Source organism: Allobosea sp. UNC402CLCol (assembly GCF_000745475.1).
GTDB lineage: Bacteria > Pseudomonadota > Alphaproteobacteria > Rhizobiales > Beijerinckiaceae > Allobosea > Allobosea spartocytisi.
Genome location: NZ_JQJJ01000008.1, coordinates 556,619 through 575,185, shown reverse-complemented (window position 1 = coordinate 575,185; position 18,567 = coordinate 556,619). Strand labels below are relative to the sequence as shown.

Here is an 18,567-nt window from a genome sequence, read left to right as displayed (position 1 = left end):
GGCGCTCGCTATAGACGGGCAAGGCGGCGGGGGAAAGCTAAAAGCGCTTCCCACCCGCATCAACGCACAGGCCGTGATGCCGGCAGCACGAGATCGATCTCCAGCGGCTTGGGCGTTCTGCGCTTGCGGCGCATGGCGACGAAGAGCAGGCCGAGCGCCGCGATCTCGCAGGCGGCGCCGACGAAGCCGAGCGACCAGGTGCCGGCATGGCGCATCACCTGCTGGCCCAAAGCCGCGCCGGCGGCGATGCCGAAATAGAGGGCGGATGCGTTGAGCGAGAGCGCGACGACGATGGCGTCCGGCGCCATCGCCGCCAGCCGCGACATCTGCGAGGGGTGGCCGGCCCAGCCCGCGCCGCTCCAGACCATGATGACGAGCGGCAGCAGATAGATCGCAATCGCCGGCGGCAGCGTCACCGCGACCAGCGAGGCCGCAAGCAGGGCCCCGGTGAGAATCGTCAGCACGACCGAGAGCGTGCGCTCGGGGCCGAAGCGGTCGCTCGCCATCCCGCCGAACTGGTTGCCGAGCGCCGAGCCGATGCCGGAGAGGACGAGCGTCGCCGCCAGCCAGGGGCCGGCGATACCGGCATGGTTGGTCAGGAAGGGCGCGATATAGGTGTAGAGGACGAAGGCGCCGGTCGTCCAAAGCATGGTCGTGCCCAACGCCAGCAGCACGTCCGAGCGGCTCGCGACCTGCAGGCGCTCGCGCAGCGTGTTGGTGCCGTGCGGCAAGCCGGCCGGAAGCCTGGCGAAGAGCCCTGCCAGCGAGAGCACGCTCAAGCCGGCGACGATCAGGAAGGCGAGATGCCAGCCGCCGAAGCCGACGACGGCGGTGCCGATCGGGATGCCGAGAATCAACGACACGGTCATGCCGCCGGTGACCAGCGCGATGGCGCGCCCGCGCCGTTCAGGCGGAGAGATGGCCACGGCCACGGCGTTGGCGGCGGGCATGAACACGCCGGCCGCGAAGGCCATGACGACGCGCGCCAACACGACGACGGTGAAATCCGTGGCGAAGGCGGCACCGAGATTGGCGAGGCCGAAGACCGCCATCGCACCGATCAGGACGCGCTTGCGATCGGCATCGCCCAGCACGGTGGAGAGAATCGGCGAGCCGACCGCATAGGCCAGGGCGAAGATCGAGATGAGCAGGCCGGCGGTGTCGACGGAAACACCGAGGCCGGAGGCGAGATGGGGCAGGATGCCGGTGACGATCAGGCTGCCCGTGCCGATGGCGAACGCGCCGCCGGCGAGCGACAAGAGACGGATGTCCATAGGAGTGATCCTTGCGGATGGTCGCTGTATCGAAGTCAGGCTTCGAAATTCAATGATCATTGAATTAATCGCGCCTGGCGATTACCGCAAGGGTAATTTCAATGAATGTTGAATCTTGTCAGGAGTGATGCCATCGCCTATCTCGGAGGCATGAAACCGCTGTTCCATCCCGATATCGACGATGTCGCGCCGGCCGACATCTTCGCGGCGCTGGCCGATCCGATCCGGCTCGGCATTCTGGTGGCGCTCTCCGATGCAACGGAGATGGACAAGGCCCGCTGCAGCAATTTCGTCGGGCTGGCTTCGCCGTCGCTGCTCTCCTATCACTTCGCCAAGCTGCGCGAGGCCGGGATCACGCATATGCGCGTCGAGGGCACCTCGCGCTATCTCAGCATCCGGCGCGCCGATCTCGACCGGCGCTTCCCGGGATTGCTCGACAGCGTGATCGAGGCAGCGCAGCGCGACCCCAGCCTGCCGCGCGTCCCCGAGCCGGCTCAGGCGAAGGGCTGAGAGCGGACCTGTCCTTGCGTTGACATGCTTACCTAAGGGTATAGCGTTGCCGCTTCCGCGATGGCGTCGAGCCGGATCGCGTCAAGCCGGCCACGCCCTAACCCGAGGAGCATGGCCATGCGTGAAGCCGACCCTCAGAAACTCGATGCGCTGGTGGGACGTCTTGTCGGCGATGTCGGAGCGTCCGTCACCGGCTCCCTGATCGTGCTGGGCGATCAGCTCGGCCTCTACAAGGCGATGGCCGATGGCGAGCCCGTCACCTCCCGGCAACTGGCGGAGAAGACGGGCCTCAAGGAGCGCTATCTGCGCGAATGGCTCGCCGGGCAGGCCTCGGCCGGCTATGTCGACTATGACGAAGGCAGCGACAGCTTCAGCCTCTCGCCGGAGCAGGCCATGGCCTTCGCGGAGGAGGACAGCCCGGCCTTCTTCGCCGGCGCCTTCGAGGTCGTCCAGTCGATGTGGATCGACGAGCCGAAGGTCGCGGAGGCCTTCCGAAGCGGTGCCGGCCTCGGCTGGCACGAGCACAGCAGGTGCCTCTTCCGCGGGACCGAGCGTTTCTTCCGGCCGGGCTACAATGCCCATCTGACGGCCGAATGGATCCCGGCGCTGGGCGATGTCGAGGCCAAGCTGCAGCGGGGCGCGACGGTTGCCGATGTCGGCTGCGGACACGGCTCTTCCACCATCCTGATGGCGCAGGCCTATCCGCAGTCGCGCTTCTACGGTTTCGACTATCACGGTCCTTCGATCGAGCGGGCGCGCGAGGCGGCGGAGAAGGCCGGCGTGGGCGACCGCATCACCTTCGAGCGCGCCTCGGCCAAGGACTTCCCGGAACGGAAATACGACCTCGTGACCATGTTCGACTGCCTGCACGACATGGGCGACCCGGTCGGTGCCGGAAAGCATGTGCGCGAGTCGCTGGCCAGGGACGGGAGCTGGATGATCGTCGAGCCCTTTGCGCATGACCATCTCAAGGACAATCTCAACCCGGTCGGGCGGATCTTCTATGGGGCGTCGACGATGATCTGCACGCCGGCCTCGCTGTCGCAGGAGGTCGGGCTCGGGCTTGGCGCGCAGGCGGGCGAGATGCGCCTGCGGAAGGTTGCGCTCGATGCCGGCTTCTCGCACTTCCGCCGTGCCACGGAGACGCCGTTCAACATGGTCTTCGAGGCCCGGGCCTGACGCTGCAGGACACGGCGGGACGTGAACCGCGCCGACAGGCTGTCGCGTGAGAGGCGCGATGCAGGATGACGGGACCGCGCGAGGCAAAAAATCATTCGCCCCGCGCGCCCGATGATCTAGGAAGCGCGGATGCCGCTTCGTCGCTATCCGCGCCAGTTCCGCCAACTCGTCAGCTATGCCTTCGCCGGTGGGCTGACGGCGGTGGCCCATTACGGCGTGCTGATCGGGCTGGTGGAGGGCGCCAGGCTCGATCCCGTGCCGGCGACGCTCGCCGGCTTCGTCGTCGGCGCGCTGGTCTCCTATGGGTTGAACCGCTGGATGACTTTCGACGCGACGCGCAGCCATGCGCAGGCCGGCTGGCGTTTCGGGCTGATCGCGGCCGGCGGCTTCGTGCTCACCGGCCTGCTGATGCATCTCTTCGTGACCCGGCTCGGACTGCCCTATCTGCCGATGCAGCTCGTCACGACGGGGGTGGTGATGGTGTTCTCGTTCCTCGGCCACAAATTCTTCAGCTTCGCCGACCGGGCGAGTTGACTGGCATTTCGCCCGCCTCCACCCGATCTCATGGCGACGGGGCGACGGTCAGCTGGAGCTGCCGGCGGCCGATGCGGCCTTCCTTGTCAGTCGCCTCGATCTCGATGACATGCGTGCCGGGCGGCACCACGACCGCGGGCGCATCGATGCCGGCCGGCGTGATGAAGGTCTTGACGCGCTCGGTGATGTCGAGCGGGGGCTGGCGGCGATAGAAGACGCGAACGGTCGAAGGGTCGACCGGCACGCCGTTGCTCGGCACGAAGCGCACGGCCAGCCGGAAGGGCTTGCCGTCCACGCCCTTGTCGGGCGTCGGCAAGGTGTCGATCCCGGGGCCGCGCGTCAGGTTGCGCGTGCCCGTGGCGGCGATGCCGGCGGCCGGCAGCGCGGCCTCCTGGCGCGTGATGAGCTGGATCGGGTCGGCGGCATGGGCGCTCGACAGCATAATGGCGGCAGCGAAGACGGCAGGCAGAACGTGCCGGACAAGCACAGTCTCGATCATCTTTCTTATTTCACTCCCAAAATTCCGGCAATGATGCCGGCAATGGCAGAAATAACGGTCGTGGCCATCAGGATCGTGGTCTCGATGGTCTTCAGGGTTTCCATCGGGATCTTGCCGTGAACAGCCAGCAGCCCCCTACGCAGTTCCGGCAGCGAGACGAGGCCGCGCGCAGTCAGCGCAGCCTGCGTCGCGCGCAGCAACATCCCCGAGAAAAGGGAGGCACCGATGCTCAGCGCATAGAAGAACGTCTCGCGCCAGGCTGCCGATCCCTGCGGAAGGAGCGGTATATTGTCGTGCCAACCCAGCCACGCGTTCATGGCAGCGACGGAAAAAATCGCGAAGGCGAGGGCGATGCCGATATCGAAGGCGAGCAGCCGCGGGCGGACGCCGAAATAGATCAGGCCCGTGGTGAAGGGAATTGCGATCGAGGCAAGGCGCAGCGACCAGAGGGGCAAGTCGAGCCAGAGCACGACCGAGCCATAGGCGCCGAGCAGCAGCAGGAAGCCGAGCGGCAGCACCCAGAAGCGCCGACGCGCCGCGTTCAGGGCAGGCGGCAGCTCATCGGCCGGAGGCATAGCCTCGGGCAGGATTGCCGCCTTGACCTCTGCCGCGGGTGGTGCCGGCATGGCCGCGACTGCGGCGCGGTCCTCCTCGGCTTTCTTCTCGAAGGCGGCGAGACGCTCTTCCAGCGTATCGAGGCGGCGCAGCAGCGGCAGGACGGGCGTGAGATCGCGCCCGCAGCAGCGGCAGGACAGCACGCCCCGGTTGAGCATTGCGTCGCAATAAGGACAGGCGAATTGGTCCTGCACGGGCATTCCGGGCTTGGAGGCAGTGACTTAGTGGCGGTGACGTGGAGACAAGCCGCGCTCAAAGCCATATTTGCCGTTCCGGATCAAGTCATTCCGTCGGGTTCAGTTACGGAATGCCCGGCGCTTCCGGTGTTCGGTTTGCAGGAGCGACTTGCAAGCGGCTGCGCGCGCACCGGCCTTCAGGCCGGCCTGATCGCCTTGAAGGTCATCCGATGCGGGTTGTGGCCGAAATTCGCGGGCCGCTGGATCTCGACGAAGCCGGCCTCGCGCAGCAGGCCCTGGACAGCTTCCGGCGTATAGGTCGAAAGGCCGTATTGGGCGCGGAGCTTGCGATAATCCGAGAAGGCCGTGCGGACGAGCCCGGCAAGAGCTGCCAGGAAAAAGCCGCCGCGCCAGCCGAAGGCAAGGAGCTGGGTGGCGTCCGTCAGGGGGCTCACATCGGGCGGGATGACATCGGCGAGGACGAGGGCGCCGCCGGGCTTGAGCCGGCCGTGCCAGGTCGCGAGCACGGCTTTCAGCTCGTCGCGGGAGAGGTACTGGATCAGCGAATTGGCGACGACGAGATCGAGCGTCGCCTCGGGCAGGGCCTCGACCTCCTCCGGCGAGACGACCGCGACCGTCTCCAGCCGTCCGAACTGCCCGCGCAGCTTCTCGCGGACGCTCGGCGCCGCCTCGCAGAGATAGAGCTTGCCGCAGGCCCGCGCGACGCGGGCGGCATCGAGCGCCTCGCCGCAGCCATGGTCGAGCACGACCGCTGCGGGCGAGGGGATATGGCCGATCAGGTCGCTCGCGATCCCGCGGTAATGCAGGGCCTTGTGGCGTGGCGAGACGTAGATCGCATGCTCGCCGTTCCAGAAATCGCGCCAGGACATGGGTTCGCTCGATCCTCGGGCCGGATGCGGCCTCTTCCTTGCGACGAGTAAGCGAAAGCCGGGCCGCTCCGCAACCACAGGGCTTCCGGCGCGGCGCCGTTTGCGATTAGCTCGCCGGGCTGCCCGCGACTCGCGGGGTCAACGGGGATCGCCGATGCTGCTGCTGCCGCGACTGCTCAAGGGGTTCGTCCGCCAGGGGCGCCTGACTGTCGTCACCCCGGATGGCAAGCGGCATGTCTTCGGCCCCGGCCCGGCCGAGATGCTGTTCGCCGGGGTGCGCAAGATCGCACCCTCCGTCACCGTACGCTTTCATGACGACCGGATCGAGCGGGAGCTCTTCCTCAATCCCGAGCTGGCGTTGGCCGAAGGCTACATGGACGGGCGGATCGACTTCGAGGAAGGCACGATCCACGACCTGCTCACGCTGTTCTGGCTGCAACGGAAGGAACTGCGCAAGCATCCGCTGCAAAAGGCGATCCGGCAGGTTCGCTTCCGCATCCGGCGCTGGCGGATGCACAACCCGCTCGGTGCCGCCGGCAAGAAGGTCAAGCATCACTACGACATCCCGACCGATTTCTACCGGCTCTGGCTCGACGAGACGATGACCTATTCCTGTGCCTACTGGCACAGTCCCGAGGTCGGGCTGGAGGCAGCACAGAAAGCGAAGCTCCGGCACATCGCCGCCAAGTTGAAGATCGAGCCCGGCATGCGCGTGCTCGACATCGGCTCGGGCTGGGGCGAACTCTCGATCTATCTGGCGAAAGCCTGCGGAGCCAAGGTCACCGGCCTCAACGTTTCGCCCGACCAGATGGCGGCAGCGCAAAAGCGGGCCGAGGCCGCCGGCGTCGGCGATGCCGTGACCTTCATCAACAAGGACTATCGCGAGCTCACGGGGACGTTCGACCGCATCGTCTCGGTCGGCATGATGGAGCATGTCGGCGTCGCGCATTACGGCGAATATTTCGAGAAGATCCGCGATTTGCTGACGCCGGACGGGATCGCGCTCGTCCACTGCATCGGCCGCGCCGGGCCGCCGGGCTTCACCGGGCCGTTCTTCGAGAAATACATCTTCCCCGGCGGTTATGCGCCGGCGCTGTCGGAGGTGTTCGCGGCGGTGGAGCAGACCGGGCTCTGGTCCTCGGACTGCGAATTCTGGCGGCGCCACTACCACTGGACGCTCGAAGCCTGGCGCGAGCGCTTCATGGCCAGGCGCCAGGAGGTGGTCGGCATGATGGGCGAGCGCTTCGCCCGGATGTGGGAATTCTATCTCTGCGCCTGCTCGATCTCCTTCGATATCGGCGGCGACATGGTGTTCCAGCTTCTGCTCGGCCCGCACAAGAGCGCCGTCCCGATCATCCGCGACTATATCGCCGATGACGAGAAGGCGCTGGCGGCGAAGGGGTTTTGATCACCGCTTCAGATTGACCACCACGACCCCGGCCAGTGCCATGACGCCGCCGATCAGGCCAAACAGCGTCGGCACCTCGCCGAGCCACAGGAAACCCAGCAGCATCGCCACTGGCGGCACGGCGTACTGGAAATTGGAGGCGCGGGCGGCCGGCAGGCGCGAGAGGGTGATGGCCCAGGTGCCGTAGGCGATCAGGCTCGGCACAACGGCCAGGTAGACGACCGACCAGAAGGAGACGGCCGGGGCGACCTGAGCCTGGGCGATGGCGGAGGGCAGGAAGGGCAGCAGCACGAAGCCGCCGATCGCCATGTTCCAGGCCGCGACATGCAAGGGCTTGTAGCGGGCGAAGAGCGGCTTCTGCACGACCGTGGTGATGGCGTTGCAGAAGGCGGCGCCGAGGATCAGCAGCACGCTCATGCCGATCTCGACGTCGAGCCCCTTGCCGAGCGCGATCACGCCGATGCCGGCGAAGGACAGCGCCGTCCCGAGCCAGGCGGTCAGGCTGAAGCGCTCGCCGAGGATCATCATGGCGAGCACGGCCGTCATGATCGGGTTGGTGTTGATGATGAAGGCGGCAGGACCCGCCGGCACGACGCGCTGGCCGAAATTCAGCAGCAGGGCGTAGCCGGCGATGAAGATCACGCCGCCGACCAGGAAGCGCCAGATGTCGGCGCGCTCGGGCAGCTTCGCCCGCGTCGCGATGAGGAAGAGTGCGGCCGGGCCGCCGGCAAGGGCGAAGCGCAACGCGGCCATCTCGGCCGGGCCGAAGCCGGCGAGCCCGGCGCGGATCGCCGGGAAGGAGGAGGCCCAGGCCATGACCGTGAAAGTCACGGTGAAGACCAGCGTCGGGTCGAGGCGCCTGGCGCCGGGGGCAATGAGCGCAGGGGAGGCGCAGCTCGAGGAGGACATGGCGTCGATCCATCAATGACGAAAGGTTGCTGCCGATAAGCGCCGGCACGAGCTGATTGACAAACGAACAATTCGCGCATGAGCTGTGATGATGGATCACAGCTCGAACCTGCCGCCGCTCGACACCCTGCGCGCCTTCGAGGCGGCCGCGCGCACCGGCAGCTTCTCCTCGGCCGCCGAGGCGCTGAACCTGACGCATGGCGCCATCAGCCGGCAGATCGCCAAGCTGGAGCACTGGCTCGGCTTGCGTGTCTTCTTGCGGCAGGCCCGCGGTGTCTCGCTGACGCCGGAAGGGCAGCGCCTGCTCCAGCGCACGCAGGAAGCTTTCGCGTTGATCGCCGATACCTCCGAACGTTGGCGCGAGGCGCGCGGCGCTTCGGTGGTGCGGGTCAGCGCGCCGCCTTCGGTCTGCGCGCTCTGGCTGATGCCGCGCTTGGCCGTGCTGGAGGCGGGCGCGCCCTCGCTGCGGATCGTGCTGCAGGTCGAGCATCGCAAGGTGGATTTCGAGGAGGAAGGCGTTGATCTCGGCATCCGTTGCGGGCGCGGCGGCGCGCCGGACCGGCTCTCGCTCAAGCTGTTCGAAGAATGGTGCTTTCCGATCGCCTCGCCGGGGCTCGCGGCCGCGATCGGGGAGGGCGCGCCGGAGCGCCTGTTGGCGCAGCCGCTGATCCATGATTCCGACGCGGCCGGCTGGAAGGCCTGGTTCGCGGCGCAGGGGCTGGATTATCGCCCGCGGCCGCAGGATCGCCGCTTCGAGGACTACAATCTCGTGCTCGATGCGGCCGCCCATGGGCTTGGCATCGCGCTGGCCCGGCCGCCTTTGGCGCGCGAGCAGCTCGCGGCGGGACGGATCGTACGGGTTGATGCGCGGGAGGCGCTGAATCCGGTGTCCTACTGGCTCGACCGGCCGCTGGGGACGCTTCGGCCCTCGTCGGTGGTCCTTGCCGAGCGGATCGCGCGGGAGGCGGGAGCTGATCGGGGAGAGATCGCTACGTTCCTGAGCCGGGAGGCACGCGCGGCCTAGATGCCTTGCGCGTCATGCTCGGGCTTGATCCGAGCATCTCATGACCAGCGAGTGCCAGAGCCTCTTTCGGCCTGAGATTCTCGGGTCAAGCCCGAGAATGACGCACTGCATTCACCGCAAACTATGCCGCGGTGCCGCGAATTCGCCGCGCTGGCTGGCGCGCGCCATCTCGAAGCTGTCGGCGATGCGCCGCGCCCGGATGATGAAGGCGTCTGCGATGTCGGGCGCGCAGACCTCGCTTGCCGTCGCCTCGAACAGGTCGAGCCAGCGGTCGAAATGCTTGCCCTCGAGCGGCAGGATCAGATGCGGGCGCATCGGGCGGCCATTGTAGCGGCCGGTGCGCAGCATCACGCCGCTCCAGAAATCAGTGATCTTGACGATGTGGTCGTCCCAATCCGTCACAGCCGCCGCGAAGACCGGGCCGATCACATCGTCCAGACGCGCCCGCTCGTAGAAGGTGCGGACGAGGTCGGCGATCATCGGCTCGCGCAGATCGGGATGGGCGGCGCCCGGGTAGAGCAGGGGATTGTCGGTCATCGCAGGAGCATTCGCCTTTCCGATATTCTCGTCGCTGAGGATCGCGAAGGCTAGGCCTGCACGACCTCTGCGACCTTGTGAGGCAGGGCGGGAGTCTTTTGCGCCGCTTCGCCATGGCCATGCTCCAGGAACAGCCGCATCTCCTCCGCCAGAGCGAAGAAGCGGTCTCGCACCGCCTTGGCGTGCGGGTTGGCGCGCTCGATCGCCATGAAGACGTTCGGCGCGTCGTAGCGGACCATCTCGGTCGCCTGCATCAGGAGGTCGAAGCTCGCCGTGGTCATCGTCCGCGGCAGCGGCTCCATGCGAACCAGAATCTTGGCGATGAGATGGGTCAGGCCCTGCACCATCGCGACCTCGCGGTCATGGGCGTCGGCCGTCGTCACGATGACCTTCAGCTTGAGGACATGGCGCAGGAAGGCGGCGATGCGCGGCGTGCTGCGGCCACGGATCGGGCAGAGCGCGATCTTGAGGCCGGCAAGCCCGTTGCGAGCGCTCTGCGGGCCGAAGAGCGGATGCGTGCCGATGATCTCGACATCATCGGGCAGGGCGGCTTCCATCGCCCGGGCGGGGCCGATCTTGACCGAGCCGACATCGAGCACGATGGCGCCGGCCTTGAGATGCGGGCGCAAAGCCGCGATCGCCTCGGGGATCGCCGGAACGGGCACGGCGAGGATGACGAGGTCGCAGGATGCGACTTCGGCAGGGGTCGCCGGCTGCAGGCCCTTGCCGCTCGTATCGGTTGCGGGCGCGCTGGTGGGGTCGCAGACGCGCAAGGCGAAATGCGGCTGGAGATGGCGGGCCATCAGGCGGCCGAAGGCGCCGAAGCCCATGATGCCGATGGTGGAGACGGTTCTGATCCTGGAAGACATCGCTCTGGTCCGGTGGTGGGCCGCGATGCCGGGTGATCTGCCTGAATTCAACCGCCAGCGCGGCGGTTGAACATGGGAATGCCACCGCCTCTATGAGAGCGGGGCGTAATAGCCGTGAAGGAAGGCGAGCAGGCTGATCATGCTTTGCTTAAAGCGCGCGGGTGCGGTGCTGTCAACCGAGCTTCGGGGAGTAGTCGGTCGGGTTCATCATGCGGTCCTCGATCGCGCCGACCATGTCGCCATGCTCGTTCCGGGTGACGCGCTTGATCTCGCTCCATTCCGGATCGGTCATGAAGCTCGCCCAGGCGTTCGTTTTCGTCTCGCTATCCGGCCAGGCGAGGATATAGGCGAATTCGGTGCGCCCGGCGCTCGCCGTCTCCCACATCGCCACGATGTGGAAGCCGTGGCGCGCCATGATGCGGGCGGCGTGGTCGCGGAAGCGGGCATGGAAGGCCGCCTTGTTGCGCTCGAAGATCTCGTAGATGCGCAACTGGTGGATCATGCCTGCCTCCGGTCGTCCTGGTCGGCCCTCAGGCCGCCTTCTTGCCCTTCTCCGCCGCCATCAGCTCGACGAAGCGGTTGAAGAGGTAGTGGCTGTCCTGCGGGCCGGGCGAAGCCTCGGGGTGGTGCTGGACGCTGAAGGCCGGGCGGTCGGTGAGCGCGATGCCGCTGTTCGAGCCGTCGAAGAGCGAGACATGGGTCTCGATCGCGTTGGCCGGCAGCGTCGCCGGATCGACGGCGAAGCCGTGATTCATCGAGACGATCTCGACCTTGCCGGTGGTCTTGTCCTGCACCGGGTGGTTGGCGCCGTGGTGGCCCTGCTTCATCTTCATCGTCTGGCCGCCGATGGCGAGCGCCATCATCTGGTGTCCCAGGCAGATGCCGAAGGTCGGGACCTTCCGGTCGAGCAGTTCCTTGATGACCGGCACGGCGTATTCGCCGGTTGCGGCCGGGTCGCCCGGGCCGTTGGAGAGGAAGATGCCGTCTGGGTTCAGGGCGAGGATGTCCTCGGCCTTTGCAGTCGAGGGCACGACCGTGACGTCGCAGCCGGCCTTGGCGAGCAGGCGCAGGATGTTGCGCTTCACGCCGTAGTCGATGGCGACGACCTTGTAGTTCGTGGTCTCGCGCTTGCCATAGCCGGCGGGCCAGACCCAGGGCGTCTCGTCCCAGTCATAGCGCTGGGCGGCGGTGACGAGCGGGACAAGGTCGAGGCCTGCCATCGAGGGCAGCTCCGCCGCCTGCTTCTTCAGCCGCTCGATGTCGAAGACGCCGTCCGGGCTATGGGCGAGGATGGCGTTGGGCATGCCGTTGTCGCGGATCAGCGCGGTCAGCGCGCGGGTGTCGACGCCGCAGATGCCGACGATGTTGCGGGCCTTGAGCCAGGCGTCGAAATGCCGGTTCGCGCGCCAGTTCGAGGGCTGGGTGATCGCGGCATGGAGCACGCAGCCGCGCACGCCGGAGGAGGCGGCGGCGTTCACCGTCTCGGTGTCTTCCTCGTTCACGCCGACATTGCCGACATGCGGGAAGGTGAAGGTGACGATCTGCCCCGCATAGGAGGGATCGGTCAGGATTTCCTGATAGCCGGTCATCGCGGTGTTGAAGCAGACTTCGCCCGGCGCCTCGCCCACGGCGCCGAGGCCGAAGCCTTCCAGCACCGTGCCGTCGGCGAGCACGAGGAGCGCGGTCGCGCGCGGTTCGGTCCAGCCACTATCGGCGGGGTTTCCTTCGGTGGCGGTCATGTCTATGTCTCGGTCCAGGCCGCGCCAGCGGCAGAAATGCGGGGGCGGGGCTGCAGAAATCCACTCCGCCGGTCTGGAACGCGAGCCTTAAAGAGCCGGGCGCTGCCCGTCAATGAAGCTTGGCGCAGCCCGCACAAGAGAAAAAGGAACAACGCAATGACGAGCCTCCGCGAGCGCTTCACCAGCGATCTGAAGGAAGCGATGAAGGCCGGCGAGAAGGGCAAGGTCGGCGCGATCCGCCTCATCCAGGCGGCGCTCAAGGAAAAGGACATCGAGGCGCGCGGCGCCGGCAAGGGCGAGGCCACCGCCGACGAGATCCTCGGCGTGCTGCAGAAGATGATCAAGCAGCGCCAGGAATCGATCGCGATCTACGACGCAAACAACCGCCCCGAGCTGGCTGATGGCGAGCGCGTCGAGGTCGCGGTGATCTCCTCCTATTTGCCCAAGCAGATGTCGGACGACGAGGTGAAGGCTGCGATCGACAAGGCCATCACCGAGAGCGGCGCGACCGCCGTCAAGGATATGGGCAAGGTCATCGGCATCCTGCGCGGGACTTACGCCGGCCAGATGGATTTCGGCAAGGTCAGTCCGATGGTGAAGGCTGCGCTCGGCGGCTGAGCCGCTATCGGGTAACGAAGGCTGTCATGCTCGGGCTTGACCCGAGCATCTTGGAAACCTGCGTCCTCTGGTCATGAGATTCTCGGGTCTGCGCTTCGCTTCGCTCGAGAATGACGAGCCTGCCTGGCTGCCTCCCCTTGTGGATATTCCCGACAAGCTCTGTCGAAGCGATGTTCGAGGTTGGCTTTCCATCGCTTAGGGGCCACATCAGACAACATGAAGTTCCCGCCCTCCGTCCTTGAGGAGATCAAGGCGCGGCTGCCTGTCTCGGCGGTCGTGGGCAAACGCGTGCGCCTGCAGAAGGCAGGGCGCGAGTGGAAGGGGCTCTCGCCCTTCAACGCGGAGAAGACGCCCTCCTTCTTCGTGAATGATCAGAAGGCCTCCTTCTTCGATTTCTCCTCCGGCAAGAACGGAGACATCTTCAAGTTCGTGATGGAGACCGAGGGGCTTTCCTTCCCGGAGGCGGTCGAGAAACTCGCGGCCGAGGCCGGCGTCGTCCTGCCGAAGATCACGGCGGAAGCGCAGGTCCAGGAGGAGAAGCGCAAGGGGCTGCACGAGGTCGTGGAGCTGGCGGCGCAGTTCTTCGAGGCCGAATTGATGGGCGAGCGCGGCGGCGCGGCGCGGCGCTATCTCGCCTCGCGCGGGCTCGACGGCGAGGCGCGCACGCGCTTCCGCCTCGGCTACGGTCCGGCCGATCGCTTCGCGCTGCGGGACCATCTCGCCGGCAAGGGCGTCCCGGCCGAACTGATGATGGAGGCGGGGTTGCTGGTGCATGGCGAGGAGATCGCCGTGCCCTATGACCGCTTCCGCGACCGGGTGATGTTTCCGATCCACGATTCGCGCGGGCGGGTCATCGCCTTCGGCGGGCGGGCGATGAGCGCGGAGGTCGCGGCGAAATACCTGAACTCGCCGGAGACGCCGCTCTTCCACAAGGGCTCGCTGCTGTTCAACCATCACAACGCCCGCAAGGCATCGCACGACACCGGGCAGGTGATCGTGGTCGAGGGCTATGTCGACGTCATCGCCATGTCGCTCTCAGGGTTTCCGCAGACGGTGGCGCCGCTCGGCACGGCGCTGACCGAGGACCAGCTCGGCCTGCTCTGGCGTATGGCCGACGAGCCGGTGATCTGCCTCGACGGCGACAAGGCCGGCCGCAGGGCCGCGAGCCGGGCGATCGATATCGCGCTGCCGCTGCTCGAACCCGGCAAGTCGCTGTCCTTCGCGCTGCTGCCGGACGGGCAGGACCCGGACGATCTCGCCCGCTCGGGTGGACGGCAGGCCATCGCCGAGGTGGTCGCGGCGGCGCGGCCGCTGGTCGACATGCTCTGGCAGCGCGAGGTCGAGGCCGGGCCGCTCGATACCCCAGAGCGCCGCGCCGCCTTCGAGCGCCGGCTGAAGGAGCCGCTCGGGCAGATCCGCGACGAGACCACGCGCAAGCATTATCGCCGCGAGATGGATGAGCGGCTGGCCCAGCTCTTCGCCAGTTCGGCACCGGCGCGACCGGAGCGCGGCGGACGCGATGGCCATTTCCAGCGCGGACGCGGCGGGGCGGGGCCAGGCCGCGGCGGTTTTCGGCAGGTGCCGCCCTGGCTGGCCGGACCGCTGAAGGCGTCGAGCGCGCTGACGCAGTCGCGGCTCGTGACGAAGCTGCGTGGGGAGGATTCGCGCGAGGCCTTCATCCTGCTGGCGCTTGCGAGCCACCCCGGGCTCATCCTGCGCTGCGTCGACGAGATCGCGGAGCTTTCACTCGACGGGCCGGCGGCCGAGCGCTTCCGGCAGGCGCTGCTCGATGCGGTGCAGGAGGACGGCCTCGACCGGGAGACGCTCGCGAATCGGTTCGCCCAGCCGCGGGTCAAGGAGGCTCACAGCCAGCTCATGGCGGTGACCGGACCGGCCGAACGGCGAAAACTGGTGCAAGACGCTGATCCTGAATCGGTTTTCGACTCGATTCATCAGGCCATCGTCTTGCATCAGCGCGCACGAACGCTAAATAGCGAGTTGAGAGCAGCCGAGCGCGCATTGGCTGACGAAGCGACCGAAGCCAATTTTGCCTGGATCAAGGACGTGAAGGCCCGCCTCGATACGATCGAAGGCACCGAGGCCATGTCCGGAGATTGATCAACCCAGCGAATGGCGGACGCATTGTCGATGCGCGTGCAAGCTGGCGGGTGGTTCACGATTCGTCAACGACGTTTGGTGCCATCTGCCGTCAAGTGATTTGGGTGGGTGAGCGCGCCGGGCCTGCGGTCGCGCCGCCCTTTTATGCGTCGGTATGGAGCTCGTGGTTCCAGGGCCGGCGCGAGAGTGCGGAGCGCTGATTGATGGCGACGAAAGCGAGCGAACGGGAAAAGACCGATCAGGTCGTGCCGGACGCCCCCCCGACTACCGACGGACCGTTGCTCGATCTGACCGATCAGGCCGTCCGGCGGATGATCAAGCTCGCGAAGAAGCGCGGCTATGTCACCTATGACGAACTGAACGAGGTTCTGCCTTCCGAGGAATTCTCCTCCGAGCAGATCGAGGACGTGCTCGGCCAGCTCAGCGAGCAGGGCATCAACGTCGTCGACAACGAGGATCCGGAAGCCGCCGGCGAGGAGCGCGCCAACCGCAAGGAGAACGCGGCCGCCGACGAGGACGAGGTCGAGGGTGGTGATCTGGTCGAGGCCTCGCGCCAGACCCTGCCGACCGAGACCAAGCGCAATCTCGAGCCGAGCGAGCGCACCGACGATCCGGTGCGGATGTATCTGCGCGAGATGGGCTCGGTGGAGCTTTTGTCGCGCGAGGGCGAGATCGCCATCGCCAAGCGCATCGAGGCCGGCCGCGAGGCGATGATCGCCGGGCTCTGCGAGAGCCCGCTCACCTTCCAGGCCATCATCATCTGGCGCGACGAGCTCGTCGACGGCAAGGTTCTGCTGCGCGACATCATCGACCTCGAGGCGACCTATGCCGGCCCCGACGGGAAGAATCCCGACGCGATCGCGGGCGAGGAAGGCGCCGAGGAAGCTGAGCCGGCCGAGACTCCGGAGGGCGAGACCCCGCCGGAGATGGACGACGACGACCTCGAGAACAACGTCTCGCTCTCGGCCATGGAAGCCGAGCTCAAGCCGCGCGTGCTCGAGACCTTCAACGCCATCGCCGACGACTACAAGAAGCTGCGCCGCCTGCAGGACCAGGACATCGCCAACCGGCTGGAGAACACCAAGCTCTCGCCCTCGCAGGACCGCAAATACAAGAAGCTCAAGGACGACATCATCACCGCGGTGAAGTCGCTCTCGCTGAACAATAACCGCATCGAGGCGCTGGTCGAGCAGCTCTACGACATCAACAAGCGCCTGATCGGCCATGAGACGCGCCTGCTGCGCCTCGCCGAGAGCTATGGCGTCGGCCGCGAGGACTTCCTCAAGCAGCATGTCGGCGGCGAGCTCGATCCGAAATGGGTGCTGCGCGTCTCCAAGCTGGGCTCGCGCGGCTGGAAGGAATTCGTCGCGGCGGAGCTGGAGCGGATCAAGCAGCTGCGCGAGGAGGTGCACACGCTCGCCTCCGAGACCGGCCTGGAGATCCAGGAATTCCGCAAGATCGTGCTGATGGTCCAGAAGGGCGAGCGCGAGGCCCGTCAGGCCAAGAAGGAGATGATCGAGGCCAATCTGCGCCTCGTGATCTCGATCGCCAAGAAGTACACGAACCGCGGCCTGCAGTTCCTCGACCTGATCCAGGAAGGCAATATCGGCCTGATGAAGGCGGTCGACAAGTTCGAGTACCGCCGGGGCTACAAGTTCTCGACCTACGCGACCTGGTGGATCCGGCAGGCGATCACCCGCTCGATCGCCGACCAGGCCCGCACGATCCGCATCCCCGTCCATATGATCGAGACGATCAACAAGATCGTGCGGACCTCGCGCCAGATGCTGCACGAGATCGGCCGCGAGCCGACCCCGGAGGAGCTGGCCGAGAAGCTGGCCATGCCGCTGGAGAAGGTCCGCAAGGTCCTGAAGATCGCCAAGGAGCCGATCTCCCTTGAGACGCCGATCGGCGACGAGGAGGATTCGCATCTCGGCGACTTCATCGAGGACAAGAACGCGATCCTGCCGATCGACGCGGCGATCCAGTCGAACCTGCGCGAGACGACGACCCGCGTGCTGGCCTCGCTCACCCCGCGCGAGGAGCGCGTGCTGCGCATGCGCTTCGGCATCGGCATGAACACCGACCACACTCTCGAAGAGGTCGGCCAGCAGTTCAGCGTTACCCGCGAGCGCATCCGCCAGATCGAGGCGAAGGCGCTGCGCAAGCTGAAGCATCCGAGCCGGTCGCGGAAGCTCAGGAGCTTCCTCGATAACTGATCTGTTTCGCAGGGGCACGCGAGGCGATGTCCAGACCGCGTGTCCCTGCGGACAGCGCTGCGGCTGAATGGCCGCTGCTAGCGGGGTTCATCGATTTCGAACAGCGGCTCGGGAAGCGCGCGGCGAGGCGCCCGTTCGTCTCCGGCTTCTACGAATTTGTCCGTTTCGGTATGAAACAGGCCTGGGCCTGCCTGTTCGGCGGCCTCGTCGTCTTCCTGCTGATCGCGACCTATCTCTTCTACCCGCGCGACGCGGCCCTGGCGCGCTACGACTTCCTGTTCCTCAGCATGCTGGCGATCCAGTTTGCGCTGATCCTGACGCGGCTCGAGACGCTCGATGAGGCCAAGGTCATCCTGATCTACCATGTCGTCGGCACGGCAATGGAGATCTTCAAGACCAGCGTCGGTTCGTGGATCTATCCCGAGTCGAGCTTCTTCCGGATCGGCGGCGTGCCGCTGTTCACAGGCTTCATGTACGCCTGCATCGGCAGCTATCTCTGCCGGGTCTGGCGTCTGTTTGACTTCCGATTCTCGCATCATCCGCCGGGATGGGCACTGATCGGCGTCAGCCTGCTGATCTACGCCAATTTCTTTGCGCATCACTACATCGCCGATATGCGCATCGGGCTGTTCGCGATAGCCGGCCTTCTGTTCGCGCGGACCTGGGTCTACTTCAAGGTCTGGCGCGTGCATCGCTCGATGCCGCTCCTGCTGGGGCTTTTCCTGGTCGCCGTGTTCATCTGGTTCTCCGAAAACATCGGAACCTTCACGCGGACCTGGCTTTACCCGTCGCAATTGCAGAGCTGGTCGATGGTGTCGCTGGCCAAGCTCGGATCATGGTTCCTGCTATTGATCATCAGCTACACGCTGGTGACGCTCGTGAACCGTCCGCAGCCATTCGAGCGGACATGAGATCCTGGTTTCGAGGTCGAAGGACCGGACTGGCGATCGCGACTGCCCTCGTGATCGGGATCGGTCTCACCACGCGTCTGCCCGGCATCGATTGGGGGCCTCTTGTCGGCAAGTATCTGGGATCGCTGCTATGGGGCGCGATGGTCTATTGCCTTGTCGGGTTCATGCGCCCGCGATGGCAGGTATCCGGGGTGGCGCTCGTGGCGGCCTGCATTGCCGTGAGCGTTGAACTCAGCCAGCTCTGGCACACGCCATGGCTCGACGGCTTCCGGCAGACGCGGTTGGGCGTTCTGCTGATCGGCAGGTTTTTCGCCTGGGCTGATATCGCGGCCTATCTTGTCGGCATTGCAATCTCAGTCGGCGCGGATCGGCTCGTGTCTCGTTTGAACGAGACACGAGCCGACTGAATCTGGCTTCCAGCACGGTCCTACTAGGGGCGCCGTTTGGATGGGATTTCCCTCGGGGGGACCGGCAGCAGCGACCGCTCTCCCACGAATGAAGGATGTCTCCAGCTCCAGCGCCCGCCAGCTTCACGGTT

At 66.4% G+C, this 18,567-nt stretch carries 19 protein-coding genes; 10 read left to right on the top strand and 9 right to left on the bottom strand.

What is annotated here, in order from left to right:
* Positions 1 to 59: 59 nt before the first annotated feature.
* Entirely contained in the window at positions 60 to 1,274 is a 1,215-nt protein-coding gene (locus GY40_RS04735; RefSeq protein WP_051987514.1) for an MFS transporter, read from the bottom strand.
* Positions 1,275 to 1,379: 105 nt separating this feature from the next.
* Between GY40_RS04735 and GY40_RS04730 the strand changes: the two genes are divergently transcribed.
* The 3 genes from GY40_RS04730 to GY40_RS04720 all read left to right on the top strand — a co-directional run bounded on the left by GY40_RS04730 (position 1,380) and on the right by GY40_RS04720 (position 3,497).
* Complete coding sequence (locus GY40_RS04730) at positions 1,380 to 1,784, top strand: ArsR/SmtB family transcription factor (protein ID WP_248311088.1); 405 nt, start codon at positions 1,380 to 1,382, stop codon at positions 1,782 to 1,784.
* Positions 1,785 to 1,901: 117 nt separating this feature from the next.
* The gene (locus GY40_RS04725; protein ID WP_038359061.1) at positions 1,902 to 2,963 is read left to right on the top strand and encodes a class I SAM-dependent methyltransferase; all 1,062 of its coding nucleotides are present in this window, start codon (positions 1,902 to 1,904) and stop codon (positions 2,961 to 2,963) included.
* A gap of 129 nt (positions 2,964 to 3,092) precedes the next feature.
* Positions 3,093 to 3,497: a GtrA family protein gene (locus tag GY40_RS04720; protein ID WP_038359060.1), complete on the top strand. Its 405-nt coding sequence runs from the start codon at positions 3,093 to 3,095 to the stop codon at positions 3,495 to 3,497.
* Positions 3,498 to 3,525: 28 nt separating this feature from the next.
* Here the strand turns inward: GY40_RS04720 and GY40_RS04715 are convergent, their stop codons facing one another.
* The 3 genes from GY40_RS04715 to GY40_RS04705 form a co-directional block, all read right to left on the bottom strand.
* On the bottom strand, positions 3,526 to 3,996 hold the full coding sequence (locus GY40_RS04715) for a hypothetical protein (RefSeq protein ID WP_038359059.1): 471 nt from the start codon (positions 3,994 to 3,996) through the stop codon (positions 3,526 to 3,528).
* A 5-nt stretch (positions 3,997 to 4,001) separates the two neighbouring features.
* On the bottom strand, positions 4,002 to 4,805 hold the full coding sequence (locus GY40_RS04710; protein ID WP_156115867.1) for a hypothetical protein: 804 nt from the start codon (positions 4,803 to 4,805) through the stop codon (positions 4,002 to 4,004).
* A 179-nt stretch (positions 4,806 to 4,984) separates the two neighbouring features.
* Positions 4,985 to 5,677, bottom strand: coding sequence for a class I SAM-dependent methyltransferase (locus tag GY40_RS04705; RefSeq protein ID WP_038359056.1), 693 nt, complete (start codon positions 5,675 to 5,677; stop codon positions 4,985 to 4,987).
* Between the two features lie 154 nt (positions 5,678 to 5,831).
* Between GY40_RS04705 and GY40_RS04700 the strand changes: the two genes are divergently transcribed.
* The gene (locus GY40_RS04700; protein WP_038359054.1) at positions 5,832 to 7,085 is read left to right on the top strand and encodes an SAM-dependent methyltransferase; all 1,254 of its coding nucleotides are present in this window, start codon (positions 5,832 to 5,834) and stop codon (positions 7,083 to 7,085) included.
* Here the strand turns inward: GY40_RS04700 and GY40_RS04695 are convergent, their stop codons facing one another.
* Positions 7,086 to 7,994 (bottom strand): DMT family transporter, encoded by a 909-nt coding sequence (locus GY40_RS04695; RefSeq protein WP_051987513.1) that lies wholly within the window; start codon positions 7,992 to 7,994, stop codon positions 7,086 to 7,088. It lies immediately after the preceding gene.
* 91 nt (positions 7,995 to 8,085) lie between these two features.
* On the opposite strand from GY40_RS04695, the gene GY40_RS04690 reads away from it, so the two are divergent.
* Entirely contained in the window at positions 8,086 to 9,018 is a 933-nt protein-coding gene (locus tag GY40_RS04690; RefSeq protein WP_038359051.1) for a LysR substrate-binding domain-containing protein, read from the top strand.
* Between the two features lie 111 nt (positions 9,019 to 9,129).
* Here the strand turns inward: GY40_RS04690 and GY40_RS04685 are convergent, their stop codons facing one another.
* From GY40_RS04685 to carA, 4 genes are all read right to left on the bottom strand, one after another.
* Complete coding sequence (locus GY40_RS04685; RefSeq protein WP_038359050.1) at positions 9,130 to 9,555, bottom strand: group III truncated hemoglobin; 426 nt, start codon at positions 9,553 to 9,555, stop codon at positions 9,130 to 9,132.
* A gap of 50 nt (positions 9,556 to 9,605) precedes the next feature.
* The gene (locus GY40_RS04680; RefSeq protein WP_051987512.1) at positions 9,606 to 10,424 is read right to left on the bottom strand and encodes a prephenate dehydrogenase; all 819 of its coding nucleotides are present in this window, start codon (positions 10,422 to 10,424) and stop codon (positions 9,606 to 9,608) included.
* Between the two features lie 172 nt (positions 10,425 to 10,596).
* The gene (locus GY40_RS04675; RefSeq protein WP_038359048.1) at positions 10,597 to 10,926 is read right to left on the bottom strand and encodes an NIPSNAP family protein; all 330 of its coding nucleotides are present in this window, start codon (positions 10,924 to 10,926) and stop codon (positions 10,597 to 10,599) included.
* A 28-nt stretch (positions 10,927 to 10,954) separates the two neighbouring features.
* Positions 10,955 to 12,163 (bottom strand): glutamine-hydrolyzing carbamoyl-phosphate synthase small subunit, encoded by a 1,209-nt coding sequence (carA, locus tag GY40_RS04670; protein WP_038359045.1) that lies wholly within the window; start codon positions 12,161 to 12,163, stop codon positions 10,955 to 10,957.
* A 156-nt stretch (positions 12,164 to 12,319) separates the two neighbouring features.
* Between carA and GY40_RS04665 the strand changes: the two genes are divergently transcribed.
* From GY40_RS04665 to GY40_RS04645, 5 genes are all read left to right on the top strand, one after another.
* Entirely contained in the window at positions 12,320 to 12,781 is a 462-nt protein-coding gene (locus GY40_RS04665; RefSeq protein WP_038359043.1) for a GatB/YqeY domain-containing protein, read from the top strand.
* A gap of 216 nt (positions 12,782 to 12,997) precedes the next feature.
* Complete coding sequence (gene dnaG / locus GY40_RS04660; protein WP_038359041.1) at positions 12,998 to 14,899, top strand: DNA primase; 1,902 nt, start codon at positions 12,998 to 13,000, stop codon at positions 14,897 to 14,899.
* A 203-nt stretch (positions 14,900 to 15,102) separates the two neighbouring features.
* Entirely contained in the window at positions 15,103 to 17,118 is a 2,016-nt protein-coding gene (gene rpoD / locus GY40_RS04655) for an RNA polymerase sigma factor RpoD (protein WP_038359035.1), read from the top strand.
* A gap of 26 nt (positions 17,119 to 17,144) precedes the next feature.
* Positions 17,145 to 18,029 carry a DUF817 domain-containing protein gene (locus GY40_RS04650; protein WP_038359032.1) on the top strand — a complete coding sequence of 295 codons (885 nt, stop codon included), beginning with the start codon at positions 17,145 to 17,147 and terminating at the stop codon, positions 18,027 to 18,029.
* Positions 18,026 to 18,436, top strand: coding sequence for a ribosomal maturation YjgA family protein (locus GY40_RS04645; RefSeq protein WP_038359029.1), 411 nt, complete (start codon positions 18,026 to 18,028; stop codon positions 18,434 to 18,436). The genes GY40_RS04650 and GY40_RS04645 overlap by 4 nt, the downstream gene beginning before the upstream one ends.
* Positions 18,437 to 18,567: the final 131 nt, after the last annotated feature.

What these genes read in the sequence shown, in the direction of transcription:
- carA (WP_038359045.1), bottom strand. Translation starts at nt 12,163, where the DNA reads ATGACCGCCACCGAAGGAAACCCCGCCGATAGTGGCTGGACCGAACCG.
- GY40_RS04720 (WP_038359060.1), top strand. Translation starts at nt 3,093, where the DNA reads ATGCCGCTTCGTCGCTATCCGCGCCAGTTCCGCCAACTCGTCAGCTAT.
- GY40_RS04675 (WP_038359048.1), bottom strand. Translation starts at nt 10,926, where the DNA reads ATGATCCACCAGTTGCGCATCTACGAGATCTTCGAGCGCAACAAGGCG.
- GY40_RS04645 (WP_038359029.1), top strand. Translation starts at nt 18,026, where the DNA reads ATGAGATCCTGGTTTCGAGGTCGAAGGACCGGACTGGCGATCGCGACT.
- GY40_RS04685 (WP_038359050.1), bottom strand. Translation starts at nt 9,555, where the DNA reads ATGACCGACAATCCCCTGCTCTACCCGGGCGCCGCCCATCCCGATCTG.
- GY40_RS04700 (WP_038359054.1), top strand. Translation starts at nt 5,832, where the DNA reads ATGCTGCTGCTGCCGCGACTGCTCAAGGGGTTCGTCCGCCAGGGGCGC.
- GY40_RS04650 (WP_038359032.1), top strand. Translation starts at nt 17,145, where the DNA reads ATGTCCAGACCGCGTGTCCCTGCGGACAGCGCTGCGGCTGAATGGCCG.
- rpoD (WP_038359035.1), top strand. Translation starts at nt 15,103, where the DNA reads ATGGCGACGAAAGCGAGCGAACGGGAAAAGACCGATCAGGTCGTGCCG.
- GY40_RS04735 (WP_051987514.1), bottom strand. Translation starts at nt 1,274, where the DNA reads ATGGACATCCGTCTCTTGTCGCTCGCCGGCGGCGCGTTCGCCATCGGC.
- GY40_RS04715 (WP_038359059.1), bottom strand. Translation starts at nt 3,996, where the DNA reads ATGATCGAGACTGTGCTTGTCCGGCACGTTCTGCCTGCCGTCTTCGCT.
- GY40_RS04680 (WP_051987512.1), bottom strand. Translation starts at nt 10,424, where the DNA reads ATGTCTTCCAGGATCAGAACCGTCTCCACCATCGGCATCATGGGCTTC.
- GY40_RS04705 (WP_038359056.1), bottom strand. Translation starts at nt 5,677, where the DNA reads ATGTCCTGGCGCGATTTCTGGAACGGCGAGCATGCGATCTACGTCTCG.
- GY40_RS04725 (WP_038359061.1), top strand. Translation starts at nt 1,902, where the DNA reads ATGCGTGAAGCCGACCCTCAGAAACTCGATGCGCTGGTGGGACGTCTT.
- GY40_RS04730 (WP_248311088.1), top strand. Translation starts at nt 1,380, where the DNA reads ATGTTGAATCTTGTCAGGAGTGATGCCATCGCCTATCTCGGAGGCATG.
- GY40_RS04690 (WP_038359051.1), top strand. Translation starts at nt 8,086, where the DNA reads ATGGATCACAGCTCGAACCTGCCGCCGCTCGACACCCTGCGCGCCTTC.
- GY40_RS04695 (WP_051987513.1), bottom strand. Translation starts at nt 7,994, where the DNA reads ATGTCCTCCTCGAGCTGCGCCTCCCCTGCGCTCATTGCCCCCGGCGCC.
- dnaG (WP_038359041.1), top strand. Translation starts at nt 12,998, where the DNA reads ATGAAGTTCCCGCCCTCCGTCCTTGAGGAGATCAAGGCGCGGCTGCCT.
- GY40_RS04665 (WP_038359043.1), top strand. Translation starts at nt 12,320, where the DNA reads ATGACGAGCCTCCGCGAGCGCTTCACCAGCGATCTGAAGGAAGCGATG.